General features: G+C 58.3%; 7 protein-coding genes. 5 read left to right on the top strand and 2 right to left on the bottom strand.

Annotation, left to right across the window (positions count from 1 at the left end; all coding sequences use genetic code 11):
- Nucleotides 1–185: 185 nt before the first annotated feature.
- The 3 genes from SK51_RS15840 to cybB all read left to right on the top strand — a co-directional run bounded on the left by SK51_RS15840 (nt 186) and on the right by cybB (nt 3,658).
- The gene (locus SK51_RS15840; protein WP_022648057.1) at nt 186–980 is read left to right on the top strand and encodes a YdcF family protein; all 795 of its coding nucleotides are present in this window, start codon (nt 186–188) and stop codon (nt 978–980) included.
- A gap of 199 nt (nt 981–1,179) precedes the next feature.
- Complete coding sequence (aldA, locus tag SK51_RS15835; RefSeq protein ID WP_023306155.1) at nt 1,180–2,619, top strand: aldehyde dehydrogenase; 1,440 nt, start codon at nt 1,180–1,182, stop codon at nt 2,617–2,619.
- A gap of 508 nt (nt 2,620–3,127) precedes the next feature.
- Nucleotides 3,128–3,658 carry a cytochrome b561 gene (gene cybB, locus SK51_RS15830; RefSeq protein WP_023300059.1) on the top strand — a complete coding sequence of 177 codons (531 nt, stop codon included), beginning with the start codon at nt 3,128–3,130 and terminating at the stop codon, nt 3,656–3,658.
- Nucleotides 3,659–3,700: 42 nt separating this feature from the next.
- Here the strand turns inward: cybB and SK51_RS15825 are convergent, their stop codons facing one another.
- The gene (locus SK51_RS15825) at nt 3,701–4,768 is read right to left on the bottom strand and encodes an oxidoreductase (RefSeq protein ID WP_023306156.1); all 1,068 of its coding nucleotides are present in this window, start codon (nt 4,766–4,768) and stop codon (nt 3,701–3,703) included.
- Nucleotides 4,769–4,781: 13 nt separating this feature from the next.
- On the bottom strand, nt 4,782–5,525 hold the full coding sequence (locus SK51_RS15820) for a DeoR/GlpR family DNA-binding transcription regulator (protein WP_022648061.1): 744 nt from the start codon (nt 5,523–5,525) through the stop codon (nt 4,782–4,784).
- Between the two features lie 756 nt (nt 5,526–6,281).
- Between SK51_RS15820 and SK51_RS15815 the strand changes: the two genes are divergently transcribed.
- A complete protein-coding gene (locus SK51_RS15815) occupies nt 6,282–7,595 on the top strand; it encodes a TolC family outer membrane protein (RefSeq protein ID WP_223861947.1) in 1,314 nt (437 codons plus the stop codon).
- A gap of 120 nt (nt 7,596–7,715) precedes the next feature.
- A partial coding sequence (locus tag SK51_RS15810) for an Ig-like domain-containing protein (RefSeq protein ID WP_048206800.1) occupies nt 7,716–18,151 on the top strand: 10,436 nt, incomplete at its 3' end.

Below are 18,151 nucleotides of genomic sequence, written 5' to 3'. Positions count from 1 at the left end.
GTGTTGAAGGGCAGATAATCAAAAGCACAAACTCAGGGTGCAACCCAATTGTTTTTGGATGTTTCTGGTTATTTCATCAAAATGACAAATATGCAGCGTAATGATCACCTCGGCTTTCAGAGTGATCTCCTTTTCACCCCCGTTGTGTGAAGTACTCTAAAGATTAATGCTGTAAGGAGGTAACGATGACAATGGCACTTTTCCCCTGTCTGCCTGGCACAACACTCGACGCCGTGAATACCGTTGGGGCGTGGCTTGCTCAGGACGACTATCAGGACAACCAGCCCGTTGATCTGGTGATTCTGGCGGGTAACGCGGTGATCCCCGCGATTGATGCTGCCTGTAAAATCGCGGCTGAACAGGGGGTTCCTCTGATCATCAGCGGCGGGATCGGTCACTCGACGACCTTCCTCTACGCCGCGATTGCTAAGCACCCCCGCTATAACAGGATACCCACCACCGGGCGGGCAGAGGCGGCTATTCTGGCCGACATCGCCCGTGAATTCTGGAACATTCCGGCTGAGCATCTTCACGTTGAGGATCAGTCGACCAACTGTGGCGAAAACGCCCGCTTCAGCCGGGCGTTGATGAAACAGTCCGGACTGAATGCCGCCCGGGTGCTGGTAGTGCAGGACCCGACGATGCAGCGTCGCACAATGGCTACGTTTGCCCGCGTTTGCCGCGACGAGGCTGCATCGCCCGCATGGATGAGTCATCCCGGCCTGACGCCCGTGCTGCAAAACAGTGACGACGGTCTGGCGTTCAGCGGCCCGGTCGAGGGGTTATGGCCGGTAGAACGTTACCTGTCGCTGGTGCTGGGTGAATTTCCGCGACTCAGGGACGACATCAACGGCTACGGTCCGGCGGGACGTGATTTCATTGCCCATGTCGATATCCCTGCCGACGTGGACGCCGCGTGGCAGATCCTGCGAAACGACGTCATTCTCACCGACGCGCTGGTGAGCCGTTCTCTGCTGTAATGCTCTTGCCCGTTTGCGCCATCTTTTACGCAAACGGGCAGCCTTTGTTGCCGATTTGTGATTTTTGAAACGGGCTGACCCGTTGCTTTTATGAGATATCTCACAAAAACAGCCTCATAGAGTAGGCAATTGCCCCGGTAATTATAGTTTTTAACATTAAGTTTACTTGTTAAAAACAGTGTGATTACAGGAGCAGGTTATGACAGTACCCGTACAACATCCTATGTATATTGATGGACAGTTTGTTGCCTGGCAGGGTGATGCCTGGATTGACGTGATCAATCCGGCCACGGAAGAGGTCATTTCCCGTATTCCCGATGGCACCGCCGAGGACGCCCGCAAGGCCATTGACGCGGCAGAGCGCGCGCAGGCTGGCTGGGAGGCGCTGCCGGCCATTGAACGCGCCAGCTGGCTACGCAAAATTTCCGCCGGGATCCGCGAGCGCGTCAGCGAAATCAGCGCGCTGATTGTGGCCGAAGGGGGCAAGATCCAGCAGCTGGCGGAAGTGGAAGTTAACTTTACAGCTGACTATATCGACTATATGGCCGAGTGGGCGCGCCGTTATGAAGGGGAAATCATTCAGAGCGACCGTCCGGGCGAGAATATTCTGGTGTTTAAGCGCGCCCTTGGCGTCACCACCGGCATTCTGCCGTGGAACTTTCCCTTCTTCCTGATTGCCCGTAAGCTCGCTCCTGCGCTAATCACCGGCAACACCATCGTTATCAAACCGAGCGAATTTACCCCAAACAACGCCATTGCGTTTGCCAAAATCGTCGACGAGATTGGCCTGCCGAAAGGCGTCTTCAACCTGGTGCTGGGCCGCGGTGAAACCGTCGGACAGGAGCTGGCCGGGAACCCGAAAGTGGCGATGGTCAGCATGACCGGCAGCGTCGGGGCCGGTGAAAAGATCATGGCTGCGGCTGCGAAAAACATCACCAAAGTGGGGCTGGAGCTGGGTGGTAAAGCCCCGGCCATCGTGATGGACGATGCCGACCTCGAGCTGGCCGTGAAGGCCATTGTGGATTCACGCGTCATCAATACCGGACAGGTGTGTAACTGCGCGGAACGTGTCTATGTTCAGAAGGGGATCTATGACCGCTTTGTGAATCGTCTGGGCGAGGCAATGAAAGCCGTCCAGTTTGGCAATCCGGCTGAGCGAACGGATATTGCCATGGGGCCGCTGATCAACGCCGCCGCGCTGGAGCGTGTGGAGCAGAAGGTGGCGCGCGCGGTGCAGGAAGGGGCTAAAGTGGTCCTTGGCGGTAAAGCGGCAGAGGGTAAAGGGTATTTTTATCCCCCAACGCTGCTGCTGGACGTACGTCAGGACATGGCCATCATGCACGAAGAGACCTTTGGCCCGGTGCTGCCGGTGGTGGCTTTTGACACCCTGGAAGAGGCCCTGAAAATGGCCAACGACAGCGACTACGGTTTAACCTCGTCTGTATATACGCAGGATCTGAATGTCGCCATGAAAGCCATTAAAGGGCTTAAGTTCGGCGAGACCTACATTAACCGTGAAAACTTTGAAGCGATGCAGGGCTTCCATGCGGGCTGGCGGAAATCCGGGATCGGCGGGGCGGATGGCAAACACGGTCTGAATGAGTATTTGCAGACGCAGGTAGTCTATTTACAGTCGTAATCAGGAGCCCCCTCCATGCGAGATAATGTGTGCACGGAGCAGTTCCCTCGCCCCTTTGGGGAGAGGGTTAGGGTGAGGGGAACATACGGCTCTGGTGGTCATTCCGTTCACTTTAGGTTCCTTGCTACTCTGTAACAAAATGACCGGTGAACGTGCCAGGGTGGCTCAGTCGCCACCACCCTGGCGACCCGGGCTCCCGGCGGTAAATCGCCGCTTCGCGGTCCCTTCGGCTTATTCCTTCCGGCTTATCGGGGACGGGCGGAGGTAACATCCCTGCAAAGCCCGCCCTCTCGGCGCATCCCTGCGCCTCGCCCCGGCCGGAAGGCAAACGCCTCAGCGATTTACAGCCGGACCTGGGCATCGCTGTAATCCCTCCGTTATTCTGAAGGCACGTTAATGCTTCTGATTTCAAATAACTGGGAATACTCGGCCCTCCGTAAAAGGGGGTTCACATTTTCAGGAAAGGTGGTTATGTTGGCGCGATAACTGTTATTTATCGGGAAACAACATGCGCACAAAATATACGGGTCTGCAAATCAGCATTCACTGGCTGGTTTTTCTGTTAGTGATTATGGCCTATTGCGCCATGGAATTCAGAGGCTGGTTCCCGCGAACCGATCGTCCGCTTATTAATATGATCCACGTTTCCTGCGGGATCAGCATCCTGGTGCTGATGGTGGCGCGCCTGCTTATCCGCCTGAAATTCCCGGCTCCGCCCATTCAACCGAAACCAAAAGCGATGATCACCGGGCTGTCCCATCTGGGGCATCTGGTTATCTACCTGCTGTTTATTGCGCTGCCGCTGATCGGCATGGTGATGATGTATAACCGGGGAAATGACTGGTTTGCGTTTGGCCTGACGATGCCGCATGCGGCGGAGGGGAATTTTGACCTGGTGGATACGCTAAAAGCGTGGCACGTAACGCTGGCGAATCTGGGGTATTTTGTGATTGGTTTGCACGCCTTTGCCGCGTTGATGCATCACTATTTCTGGAAAGACAATACGCTGCTGCGCATGATGCCGAAAAAGCGTCAGTGACCGATAATGCCCTGCCAACCCGCAGGGCATTTTTTTTGCGGCTTATTGCAGTTGCGCGCGCTCCTGCGCCGTTAAATCCAGTTCCTGAGTTGTACCCGTTTCTGAAGATTTTACCGCCGCTTCCAGCACCGCCATCACCGCCAGGGCTTCCACCGGATGGACCGGATTGTCAATCTTGCCGTTCAGGGCATCGCGCACGTTTATATAGTACTGCCGCTGGTCGCCTTTTGGCGCAGGGATAGCGCTGGCGTCACCCTGGGCATTAAACAGCACCATAGCGTCGCTGTCCTCCCCCCAGCTTTCGCTACCCGGAATGACGCCTGCCAGAAGCTGGGCTTCCTGCTGATCGATGCGCGCTTTCACCACGCTGGCCTTATCGCCGTGGACGGTAAAGCGGGCAACGCCGCCTGCCACCAGCATGCTGCAATGGAGGACCACTTTGTGTTCAGGATAGTTCAGCACCACGTGCGCCCAGTCGTTAATTTCCGCACCGTCACGCAGGGTGGCGATGTTGCCCTGTACCGACAGCGGCAGACCAAAAAGCTGTAGCGTCTGGTCAATCATGTGCGGGCCTAAGTCGAACCACAGGCCACTGCCGGGAACATTTTGCTCTCTCCAGCGCACGCGAACCTCCGGGCGGAAACGATCGATATGCGATTCAAAGTGTTTTACCTTTCCGATACTGCCTTGCTCAATCACCTGCTTAATGCCGAGAAAATCGCTGTCCCAGCGGCGGTTATGGAAGACAGAGAGCAGGCGTTGTTTTTCTTGCGCAAGCGCAATCAGGTCTCGCGCTTCCTGCATATTGAGCGTAAACGGCTTATCCACCACTACGTGCTTGCCGGCGTTGAGCGCCAGGGTGGCCAGCGGCGCATGGGTCGCGTTAGGGGAGGCGATAACCACCAGGTCGATATCCGGGTGCTGAATAGCCTCTTCAGGGGTGGCAACAACGAGGACATTCGGCAGATCGCGTTTGACCTTTTCTTCATCCCGGGATGAGACCACCGCCAGCTTCAGGCCGTCGACGGACTGGATCAGCGGGGCATGAAACGTCTTACCCACAAAACCATACCCGATCAGCGCAATATTCATTGTCTTCACTTTATTCATGACCTTCTCCACGTTAATGCGCGCAAACGGTAACCTGCACGGCGCTATGGTCCCCGAGCTCTGCCCAGGGACGATCTAAAAACAGTTGATGAATCTGGGATAACCCTGAAACCAGATAAGGTTCGCACTGGTTGAGTTTAAGATGGTCGGCGACTACCCAGTGCGCCTGGCTTGCGGCCAGCATGGCACGCTTCACCTCGGCATCCGCCTCCTGACTGGCGCTCAATCCGAGCTCGGCATGAATGGCGCATGCGCCAAGGATGGCGATATCCGCCCGGTAGCGAGAGAGCAGCGAAAGGGTGGCGCTTCCGGCAAACAGGCGCTGTTTCTGATCCCACTTTCCACCAAGCAGGATCAGATCGATATCTTCCCGATCGCTAACCTGCTGGGCGATATCAAGAGAAGGGGTGATGATGGTCAGCGGTCCCTGCAGGAAAGAGGCAACGGCCAGAAGTGTGCTTCCGGCGTCCAGAAAAAGCGTCGAGCCCGCAGGTACGCACTGCGCAACCTGTTTACCCAGCCGCTGCTTGATTTCAGGCAGTAAGGTATTCCTGCTAACTCGGTTCATCGTCGAGAGATTCAGCGCGATGGCGCCGCCATGGTTTTTTTGCGCCAGTCCCTGTTTTTCCAGATCGGTCAGATCGCGACGGATGGTATCCGCCGAAACCTGCAACTTTTCTGCCAGCTCAGTGATGCTGGCCTGGCCTTGTTCAGTAATAATTTCAAGTACATATTTCTGTCTGGCGGTTTTATGCATGGGTGCAGTATCCTGCAAAATGTCGCAATACTATGCAGTTTACAGCATTTTACAGGAAAGGGAATCGTAACAGGAGGGGGATGTTGTCCAAAAACAGTTTAATAAGGTGAATATTGAATTAGCATTAATCAGTCATCAAAAACATGTATGTATCGTTTAGACCTGATGTTAACGCTATGTTTTACATAGAAATTTGGTTAAAGCTACCGAATAAGGAGTTCGAATAAGAATATAAAACCAGATTATAAATATAAATTGGTGCTTATATCTATTAGATATTCTTTTTAAAGTAAAATAATTTAATATTAATCAGCGAATGACTTAAATTGACAGTTCTTTGAAAATCTTTGTGTCTGATTCGAGATGAAATAAACGCAAAAATGTACATCAAGGTGTTTCAGAATTTTCCTTAAATTACATAGGGTTTATATGTTTCAGCGTAAACGCATCTAATAGCCATTTGTCCAGAAACCCCATCTTTTTTCTTATTTGTAACACCGCATTAACATTACAGATGTGGTCGCTCATATCACATTTTGTTATGCTGCGAATCAATAAATATTCAAGTAAATTCTTAAAAGAAAAAAAGAGATTGAACGGCTCTCATCTCAATTGAAATGGGTGTGGTCGACTATTGGCGGAATTTATCAAACAGGAGTGGGGCAAATAGGGTGAATTATTTGTACCTCTTCCTGGTAATTATTTAGCCATCACCTGAAGTCCGGGGGTATTATAAAGATGAAATGCAATAACAGGATGCTCAGATTATCTGCTTCCCTGACCTTAATTTCACTGGTGGTGACAGCGGCTCATGCAACTAACGGTCTGGTAGGAATATCTCCCGTTGCGGCAATGACGATGAAAGAAAGTATTCTTTTCGCTCTTGACCGCGACCCGTCGGTGAGTCAGCAGGCTGCACAGCTGGGGATTGGCCAGGCACAAATAGACGAAGCGCGTAGTGGCTGGATGCCACAAATAGCCCTGAACGGGAGTACGGGTCACAGCCAGACCACCGATTCGAGCGGCTCGTTGCGAAATTCCGCAGCCTGGGGGCTGAGCCTGACGCAGCTTGTGTACGATTTTGGCAAGACCAATAACAGCATCAGCCAGTCTTCAGCTCAGCGTGACAGCTATCGCTACCAGCTGATGAGCACGATGTCTGCCGTCGCTGAAAAAACGGCCCTCAGCTATGTGGAAGTGAAACGCTACAGCGATCTGCTACAGGCGGCAACAGAGAACGTGCAGGCGCTTAAAAACGTTGAGCAGCTGGCAAAACTCCGCGCCGATGCAGGCGTAAGCTCCACCTCTGATGAGCTTCAGACCCGCACCCGTATTGCCGGAATGCAGGCGACGGTAGAGCAGTACAATGCGTCACTGAACAGCGCCCGCGCGCGGCTGGCGGTATTAACTGGCATACAGGCTGAACGCTATTCACCGGTTCCGGGAGGTCTGGCCGTGGAGTCGGATTCTCTCAATCGAATTGATTATTCACTGATCCCAACGGTGATGGCCGCGCAGAACATGGAGCGTTCAGCCCAGTACGGCGTAGAAACCGCGAAGTCACAGCACTGGCCAACCTTAAGCCTGAAAGGGGGCCGCACCCGGTACGAGTCTGATAATCGCGCGTACTGGGATGATCAGATCCAGCTCAATATTGATGCACCGCTTTATCAGGGCGGCGCGGTCTCGGCGCGCGTCCGTCAGGCCGAGGGCGCAAGGGCAATGGCATCGTCTCAGGTCGATCAGGCCCGTTTTGATGTCCTGCAAAAAGCCTCCGTCGCACAGGCCGACTGGACCGGGGCGCAAGGACGTATGGAGGCCGGAAAACGTCAGCTGGAAAATGCGTTGCGCGCCCGCGACGTCTACAAAAATGAATATACCCTGAGCAAGCGCAGCATTAACGATCTGCTCAGCGTGGAGCAGGATGTCTGGTCTGCCACCTCAGCGAAAATAATGGCTGAATACGATGGCTGGAGCGCGGCGATTAATTACGCCTCCGCGGTGGATAATCTCATGCCGCTTATCGGAATAGAGAAAAACGCTGCCGCGAAATTACCTGATTTGAGTTAAAAAAGGCGCGCCTTTCTGCGCGAAATAAGTCAGACAATAATGGGTGGTTTTTCCCAGGGATAGTTACATCCCTCTGGTGGACATAACCACAGGAATACGCGCACCTGCAAGGAGAAGAATATGAGTAACGCAAAAGTTGTTGATGTTATCATTCGAAAAACGGCAGAAAAAACGAAATTAACCGGTGAAGGGAATCTCTCGGTCTCTATTTCATCGCCGAGCGTGATTGAAATTCAGGGTTCTGCTCAGGACGTGGTGCGTTATGTCCGCCAGGGGAATGACCTCCTCATTTATATGAAAGATGGCAGCGTGATCCGCTGCAATAATTATTTTGTCGAAGACACGGAAACCCATAATCATTCCGAACTGGTATTTAACGATAACCAGGAGTTGACGCATATTTCATTTGCCAATGCCGGGGAAGCATCAGGCGTTGCCGCCACCGAATTAACCGCCCAGGCTGCACCCATTAGCAGCATTGAACCTTTTCTGGAGCAGGGAAGCGTCTTAAGCGATGCGCCGTGGGGCTGGATTGCCGGAGCGGCGTTGGGAGGCGGTGCGATTGGCGCACTGCTGGCTCACGGCGGTGACGGCGAAACCAAAACAAAAGTTATTGATAATACGAAAGAAGTCGAAAGCGCCACGCCAACATTTTTGCTGACGGATAACGCGGGTGACAAGCAGGGGGTGCTGAGTGCAAAAGAGGTCACGGATGATAACACCCCAACCTTCAGCGGTACCGGGCAGCCGGGCGCGACCATTCAGGTTAAAGACAGCAGCGGCAGCACCATCGCCAGCACCATGGTCGCAAAGGACGGCACCTGGACGGTAACACTTCCGACCCAGGCGGACGGGGAACATACCTGGTCCGTCGTTCAGATCGACGGCAGTAAAACGACCTCTGCGGGCAGTATTACCGTAACCGTTTCTACAGCGGATACCAGCGTGACGCTCGCCACCACGGCGGGCGATAACGTGATCAACGCCAGCGAGCAGGCCGCTGGCTTTACGCTGTCCGGCACCAGCAAAAACCTGGCGCAGGGCACGGCGCTTACCGTCACGCTGAACGGTAAAACCTATTCCGCAGAAGTGGGGGCAAACGGCGCATGGAGCGTGAAGGTGCCTGCTGCTGACGCGCAGGCGCTGGGCGATGGTACCTGGACGGTCAACGTCAGCGGCAAAGACGCGGCGGGCAACACCGTGACCGGCAGCCAGACGATTGGCGTCGATACCGCTGCGCCAGCGATTTCTGTCGACACGATCGCCCAGGACAACATCATCAACGCGGCTGAACATAATCAGCCGCTGACGCTGACCGGAAAAACCGATGCGGAAGCGGGCCAGATTGTGACGGTCACGCTGAACGGCAAAAATCACACGGCGACCGTGGGCAGCGACGGCACCTGGTCCGTTACGCTTTCGGCCAGTGAAGTACAGGCGATGGCTAACGGCGAGCACACCCTGACGGCAAACGTCAGCGACAAAGCGGGTAACGGGGCCTCCACCACCGCCGATTTCACGGTCGATACCGCAGCGCCAGTGGTCACTATCAACACTGTCGCGGGCGACGACATTCTGAACACCAGCGAGCAGGGGCAGGCTCAGATTATTTCCGGCCAGGCGAACGGCGCGGCGGCGGGCGACGTTGTCACCGTGACCGTTGGCGGCAAGACCTTTACTGGTGTCGTCCAGGCGGACGGCAGCTGGAGCGTCGGCGTGCCTGCCTCTGTCATTGGCGCGCTGGGGGAAGGTAGCCACAGCATTTCGGTCTCCGTGACCGATGCGGCGGGCAACACCGGCAGCGCGACGCACGGCATTACGCTCAGCGGCAACCCGCCGGAATTTACCCTTGACCCCATCAGCCAGGATAACGTCCTGAATGCGCTGGAGGCCATGCAGCCTCTGAGCCTGAGCGGGACCAGTAATCTGCCGAACGGCAGCGCTGTCACCGTGACGTTGAACAACGTTAACTATCAGGCCACCGTTGAGAATGGTAGCTGGTCCGTTCAGGTGCCAGTTTCCGACGTGCTGGATCTGGCGAATACCCTTTACACCGTGAGCGTCAGCGGCACCGACAGCGTGGGTAACAGCGGCTCCGCCGAGGCGAATCTGCTGGTCGATACCGCGCTGCCGCAGGTGATCCTCAACACCTTTGCCGGGGATAACCTGGTCAATAACGCCGAAGCGGCGGTTGACCAAACCCTCAGCGGACGCGTCACCGGCGCGGCGGCGGGCGATACCGTCTCTGTCACCGTGGGCGGCAAGAGCTACACCGCGACGGTTGGCAGCGACCTGAAATGGAGCGTGACCATCCCATCGGCCGACCTTCAGGCGTTTGGCGACGGCGAGTTAACCTTCAGCGCCTCTGTCACCAATGCGCACGGCAACACCGGCACCGGCGAACGTGATATCAACATCAACGCCGAACTGCCGGGCCTGCGCGTGAACACGATCTCTGGCGATGACGTGATTAACGCCATCGAGCAGCAGCAGGATCTGGCCGTGACCGGCTCCAGCACTCATCTGGCCGAAGGCACACAGATCACCGTCACCATCAATAATGTTGAATACGTCACCACGGTTAACGCCAGCGGCAGCTGGCAGATTGGCGTGCCGTCAGCGGACCTGCAGGCATGGACGGCGGGAGGCATGACCGTCAGCGTCAGTGCGGAAGATGCCTGGGGCAACACCGTGGCGGCTGAACACCCGATCGAGCTTGACCTGAACGCGGTGGCCGTCACCATCGATACCGTAACCACTGACGATATGCTCAACGCGGCGGAAAAAGGCGCGGATGTCACGCTTTCCGGTCAGACGCAGGGCGTAGAGGCCGGGCAGACCGTGGTGGTGAAATTCGCGGATCAAACCTTTACCGCACAGGTGCAGCAGGACGGCTCCTGGCGCCTGACCGTTCCGGCGAGCGCGATGGAAACGCTGATCGACGGGCGGGCGCAGGTGAGCGTCAGCGTGACTAACGTCAACGGCAACAGCGCGGACGCCTCACGCGTGGTGACCGTCGATACGCAGCCACCAGCCATTACGCTTGATAACCTGACCGACGACAACATCATTAATGCGGCAGAAGCGCAGCAGGATCTGGTGCTCAGCGGCAGCACAACCGCTGAAGCGGGCCAGACGGTCACCGTGACGCTGAACGGTAAATCTTACCAGACCACGGTCCAGGCGGACGGTCGCTGGCAGTTGAACGTGCCTGCCGCCGACGTTGGCGCGCTGACCGATGGCAATGTCACCGTCACGGCCACCGTCAGTGACGTGGCGGGCAACAGCAGCAGCGCGGACCGCGTTGGGCTGGTGGATGCCACCGTGCCGCAGGTGACCATCAACGATTTCGTCACCGACACCAACACCGTTAACCAGCTGGCCCATTCACAGGCGCAGATCCTGAGCGGCTCCGTCACCGGCGCGGCGGCGGGTGATTTGGTCATCATCACCATCAATAACGTGGACTACACCACCGTGGTGGATGCGGCGGGCAACTGGAGCCTCGGCCTGCCTGCGTCCGTCGTTCAGGGGCTGACGGACGGCACCTGGACCATTAACGTCTCCGTGACCGATCGGTCCGGCAACACCGGCAGCAGTTCAGTGGATGTGGTGGTCAATACAGTCACGCCTGTAATCGGTATTAATACGCTGGCAGCGGATGACGTGATCAATACGGCAGAGAAGGGCGAAGATCTGCTGCTTTCCGGTACCAGCAACCAGCCGGAAGGAACCACCATCACCGTTAATCTGAACGGTATCAACTATGCAGCCACCACCGACGCCAGCGGCAACTGGAGCGTTTCCGTACCCGCCTCTGCGGTGAGCGCGCTGGGTGAAGCCAATTACACCGTGACGGCGAGCGTCACCGATAATGTGGGCAACAGCGCCTCTGCCACGCACGATGTGCTGGTGGACAGCTCGCTGCCGGTTGTTACCCTCAACAACGTCGCGGGCGACAATATCGTTAACGCGGCGGAAGTGGCCGCAGGTCAAACCCTGACCGGGAAAGTATCGAACGCGGCATCGGGCGATACCGTCACCATTATCATCGGCGGGCAGACATACACGGCTACCGTACAGGACGATCTCACCTGGAGCCTGCCGTTAACCCAGAGTCAGTTAACCGCGCTCGGCAACGGCGACCTGACCGTCTCGGCCAGCGTGACGAACGCGCACGGTAATACCGGATCGTCTTCCCTGGATGTCACCATTGACGCCCAGTTGCCCGGCCTGCGCATTGATACCGTCGCTGGTGACGACGTCATTAACGTTATTGAACACGCGCAGAACCTGGTTATCTCCGGCACCAGCACCGACCTGGCGGCGGGTAGTACCGTCACCGTGAGCATCAACGGCAAGAGTTATTCCGCCTCGGTACTGGCGGACGGCACCTGGCAGGCTGCGGTTCCGGTCGCAGACGTCTCCCGGTGGGCGGATGGAGCGCTCACCATCAGCGCCAGCGCGCAGGATACCTCCGGCAACCCGGTGAACATCGGTACCGTGGTGGATGTCGATCTCGCCCCGGTGGCGATAAGCATCAACAGCGTGACGGACGACAACGTGCTGAACGCGGCAGAAAAAGGCCAGGATCTGGTGCTGTCCGGCTCCTCCTCGAACGTTGAAGCGGGCCAGACCGTTACCATTATCTTTGCGGGTAAAACCTGGGCCACGATGGTCGATGCCAACGGCGACTGGACCTGCACCGTACCGGCTGCCGAACTGAGCGGCCTGAAGGATGGCGACGCCAGCGTACAGGTTAGCGTAACCAACATGAACGGCAACGCGGCCTCTTCCTCGCAGGCATTCAGCGTCGATACCGCCGCGCCAGCGGTCACCATCAACACCATCAGCGGCGACAACATGCTAAATGCGGCAGAGGCGGCGCTGGATCTGACCCTGAGCGGGACGTCTACTGCCGAAGCAGGCCAGACGGTCACCGTGACCTTCAACGGCAATCAGTACACCGCCCAGGTGCAGGCAAACGGCAGCTGGACGCTGGATGTACCGGCGGCGGATCTGGCGGGGATCGCAGACGGTAGCGCGGCGGTCACGGCGACCGTGTCCGATAAAGCGGGCAACCCGGCCAGCGCGGGGGCGTCCGTGCTGGTCGACACTACCGTGCCGCAGATTACCTTCAACATTGTGGCGGGCGACGACATTGTTAATATTGCCGAGCACGGCCAGGCGCTGATTGTCACCGGCAAGGTGACGGGCGCGCAGGCGGGCGATGTGATTACCCTGACCCTGAACGGCAAAGACTACACCGCCATGCTGGACGGTGCCGGTAACTGGAGCGTGGGCGTTCCGGCGGCGGACGTGGGCGCGCTGGCTAACGGCGATCAAACGATCTCCGCCACGCTCACCGATAAAGCGGGCAACAGCACCAGCACGACGCACGCGTTTGACGTCTCCCTGACCGCGCCGGTGATTGCCATCACTACCCTGGCGGTTGACGACGTGATCAACGCGACCGAGAGAGGTCAGGATCTGCTGGTCTCCGGCACCAGCAACCAGCCGGACGGGACCCGCATCACCGTAACCCTGAACGGTATCAGTTACGCCGCCACCACCGATGCCAGCGGTAACTGGAGCGTCACCGTTCCGGCGGCAAACGTCTCGGCACTGGGCGAAGCGAGCTACAGCGTGACGGCCAGCGTGACCGATACCGCGGGTAATAGCGCGAACACCAGCCATAGCGTGCTGGTCGACAGCGCGCTGCCGCAGGTCACCATTAATGCAGTTGCCACCGACGACGTGATTAACGCAGCGGAAGTGGCTTCCGGACAAACCCTGAGCGGGAAAGTGAGCGGCGCGGCGAGCGGTGACACTGTCACGATCGGTATCGGGGGCAACACCTATACCGCGACGGTTCAGGACGATCTGAGCTGGTCGGTTAACGTGGCATCTGACGTCTTAACCGCTATCGGTAACGGCGATCTCACCGTAACAGCGAGCGTGACCAACGGCCACGGCAACACCGGCACCGGCGAGCGCGACATCACGATTGATGCCAGCCTGCCGGGCCTGCGCGTGGATACCGTGGCAGGCGACGATGTGATCAACAGCATCGAGCATACTCAAAACCTGATTATCACCGGCTCCAGCGACGGGCTGGCGAGCGGATCGGCGCTGACGGTCACCGTCAACGGCAAAACCTACGCGGCAACCGTGCTGGCGGACGGCACCTGGACGGCGGCTATTCCGGCGGCTGACGTCGGCGCGCTGAGCGCAGGTACAGTCACCGTGACCGTTGACGGCCAGAGCGCGGCGGGTAACCCGGTTTCCATCAGCCATGACGTGAAGGTGGATCTGGCGCCGGTCGCCATCAGCATCGACGCCGTAGCTACCGACGACGTGATTAACGCAGCCGAGAAGGGTGCGGATCTGGTGCTGTCCGGCTCGACCACCAACGTGGAAGAAAACCAGACCGTTAATATCATTTTCGGCGGTAAGACCTATAGCGCGACGGTGGATGCCAGCGGCCACTGGACGGCGACCGTACCGTCTGCCGATTTGGGCGGACTGAAAGACGGCGACACCAGCGTGCAGGTCAGCGTCACCAACGTAAACGGCAACAGCGCCTCTGCGGGCCGCGAGTACAGCGTGGATGCCACCGCGCCGACGGTGTCGATTGAAATCGTCAGCGACAACAACATCATCAATGCTGCCGAAGCGCAGCAGGATCTGGTCATCAACGGCGTCTCTGACGCGGAAGCGGGCCAGACAGTGACCGTGACCCTGAACGGCGAGAATTACACCACCACCATGCAGGCGAATGGCAGCTGGAGCGTCACCGTACCGTCTGCGGATGTCGGCGCGATTGCCGACGGCGATTACACCATCACGGCAGCCGTCCAGGATAAAGCGGGTAACCCGGCCTCGGCGGATCGCGATGTGCTGGTGGATACCACGGTGCCACAGCTGACCATTAACGCCGTTTCCGACGACGACGTGATCAACAGCGCCGAGCATGCGCAGGCGCTGATTGTCACCGGTTCCGTGACCGGTGCGGCGGCGGGTGACGTGGTGACAGTCACCATCAATAACAAAGATTACACGGCGACCCTGGACGCTTCCGGCAAGTGGAACGTGGGCGTGCCTGCGGCGGACGTGAGTGCTCTGACTGCCGGGGATCACACCATCACCGCGGCGCTGACCGATAAAGCCGGAAACAGCAACAGCACAACGCACGAGGTTGAAGTCAACCTCACCGCGCCGGTGCTGACCATCGACACCGTGTCCGGTGACGATGTGATCAACAACACCGAGAAAACTCAGGATCTGACCATCACAGGTACGGCTTCCGGGCTGGCGGCGGGCGCGGTGGTGACCGTGATGCTCAACGGCAAAGCGTACAGCGCCACGGTAGCTACCAATGGCCAATGGACTACAACCGTTCCGGCGAGCGAGGTGGGGCAACTGGGTGAAGCGCTTTACACCGTGTCGGCCTCCGCGACGGACAGCGTCGGCAACAGCACCAGCACCTCGCACACCGTGAACGTGGAATCCGTTCTGCCGGGCGTGATTATCAACACCGTGGCAGGTGACGACGTCATTAACGCGGCGGAGCTGGCAACCGGCCAGACCATCAGCGGTAAGGTGGTGAATGCCGAAGCAGGCAACACCGTGACCGTGACCATTGGCGGCAACAGCTACACCGCAACGGTGCAGAGCGATCTCACCTGGTCCGTGAGCGTGCCGGAGTCGGTGCTGACCGCACTGGGCAACGGCGATTTAACCGTGTCAGCCAGTGTCACCAACGGCGTGGGCAATAGCGGAACGGGCGAGCGCGAAATCGTGATAGACGCGAATCTGCCGGGCCTGCGCGTGGATACCGTGGCGGGCGATGACGTGATTAACAGCATCGAACACGGGCAGAATCTGATTATCACGGGTTCAAGCGACGGCCTGACGGCGGGTACGGCGCTGACCGTCACCGTAAACGGTAAAACCTATGCGGCTACCGTGCTGGCAGACGGCACCTGGAGTGCGGCGATCCCTTCTGCGGACGTGAGTGCCCTTGCCGCAGGCACGGTCACCGTGACCGTTGAAGGGCAGAGCAGCGCGGGCAATCCGGTGACTATCAACCATGATGTAACGGTGGATCTGGCAAACGTCGCCATCAGCATTGACGCCATCGCTTCTGATGACGTGATCAACGCCGCCGAGAAGGGCGAAGATCTGGTGCTCTCCGGCACCACCTCGAACGTGGAGGAAAATCAAACCGTCACCATCACCTTCGGCGGCAAGAGCTACACCGCCACGGTGGACGCTGAGGGTAAATGGACCGCCACGGTGCCGTCTGCGGACCTGACCGGTCTGAAAGACGGTGATGCCAGCGTGCAGGTCAGCGTCACCAACGTGAACGGCAACAGTGCGTCTGCGGGACGCGAGTACAGCGTGGATGCTACCGCGCCGTCCGTGACCATCAACACGATTGCCACAGACGATATCCTGAATGCCTCAGAAGCGCAGTCTGACCTGGCAATCTCCGGCACCAGCACCGCCGAAGCAGGCCAGACGGTGACCGTGTCGCTGAACGGCAAAGATTACACCACAACCGTCAGCGCGAACGGCAGCTGGACGCTGAACGTTCCGGCGGCGGATCTGGCAGGATTAACCGACGGCAGCGTGACGGTCACCGCCTCCGTCAGCGACAAGGCGGGTAACCCGGCATCGGTTGATCACACTCTGATGGTGGATGTGACCGTTCCTGCGGTGACCATTCACACCGTGGCAGGTGACGATGTGATTAACGTGGCTGAACACAAGCAGGCACAGATTATCAGCGGTTCCGCCACCGGCGCGGCGGCGGGCGATAAGGTCACCGTCACGATCGGCGGCCAGACTTACACCACCGTGCTGGACGCGGCGGGTAACTGGAGCGTGGGCGTTCCGGCAAATGTGATTTCAGGCCTCAGCGACGGCACCGTGACCGTCACTGCGTCTGTCACCGACGCGGCGGGCAACACTGGCAGCGGCACGCATAATGTGACCGTCGATACCGGTCTGCCGTCGGTCAGCTTCAACGCCATCAGTGATGACAACGTCCTGAACGCCGTTGAAAAAGGGCAGGACCTGAGCGTCAGCGGCACCAGCGCCAACCTGACGGAAGGCACCGTGGTGACCGTAATTCTGAACGGCAAAAACTACACGGCGACAACTGCGGCAGACGGCACCTGGAGCCTGACGGTTCCGGCGGCGGATCTGGCCGGTCTCGGTCAGGCCAGTTACACCCTGAACGCGACCGCCACCAACGGCGTGGGCAACAGCGTGAGCAACACCGCGAACCTGCTGGTGGACACCGCGCTGCCAACCGTCACCATCAACACCGTGGCGGGCGACAACGTCATCAACGCGGCGGAAGTGGCGGCAGGTCAGACCCTGAGCGGCACCGTGGCGAATGCCGAAGCGGGCAACACCGTGACCGTGACTATCGGCGGCCTCAGCTACACCGCAACGGTGCAGAACAATCTGTCCTGGTCCGTGAATGTGCCGTCTGACGTGCTGACCGCACTCGGCAACGGCAGCCTGAGCGTGACGGCAACCGTCACCAACGGCCACGGCAACACCGGCACCGGCGAACGCGAGATCGCTATCGACGCTAACCTGCCGGGCCTGCGCGTGAATACCGTGGCAGGTGATGACGTGATCAACACCATTGAGCACGCGCAGAACCTGATTGTTTCAGGCTCCAGCGACGGGCTGGCGCCGGGCACGGCGCTGACGGTTACCGTCAACGGTAAAGATTACGCGGCAACGGTACTGGCAGACGGCACCTGGCGCGCGGCGATCCCGTCCACCGACGTGAGCGCGTGGCCGGAAGGCACCGTGAAAATCAGCGTTACCGGCGACAGCGCGGCGGGTAACCCGATCACCATCAGCCACGATGTGACCGTGGATCTGGCTACCGTTGCCATCAGCATCAATGTGCTTGCCACCGACGACGTGATTAACGCGGCGGAGAAGGGCGCGGATCTGGTGCTGTCCGGTGCGACCACCAACGTGGAAGCCGGGCAGACCGTGACCATCAGTCTGAACGGCAGGATCTACACCACCACCGTGGACGACAGCGGCAACTGGACTTACACCGTGCCGTCAGCGGATCTGGCTGGCCTGAAGGATGGCGACGCCAGCGTGCAGGTGAGCGTCACCAACGTGAACGGCAACAGCGCGTCTGCGGGCCACGAGTACAGCGTGGATGCTACCGCGCCGTCCGTGACCATCAACACGATTGCCACAGATGATATCCTCAACGCCTCAGAAGCGCAGTCAGACCTGGCAATTTCCGGCACCAGCACCGCCGAAGCAGGCCAGACGCTGACCGTATCGCTGAACGGCAAAGATTACACCACAACCGTCAGCGCGAACGGCAGCTGGACGCTGAACGTTCCGGCGGCGGATCTGGCAGGATTAACCGACGGCAGCGTGACGGTCACTGCCTCAGTCAGCGACAAGGCGGGTAACCCGGCATCGGTTGATCACACTCTGACGGTGGATGTGACCGTTCCTGCGGTGACCATCCACACCGTTGCAGGTGACGATGTGATTAA

This window comes from Enterobacter sp. MGH85, assembly GCF_001037655.1.
GTDB lineage: Bacteria > Pseudomonadota > Gammaproteobacteria > Enterobacterales > Enterobacteriaceae > Enterobacter > Enterobacter intestinihominis.
This window is presented reverse-complemented; position numbering and strand designations above follow the sequence as displayed.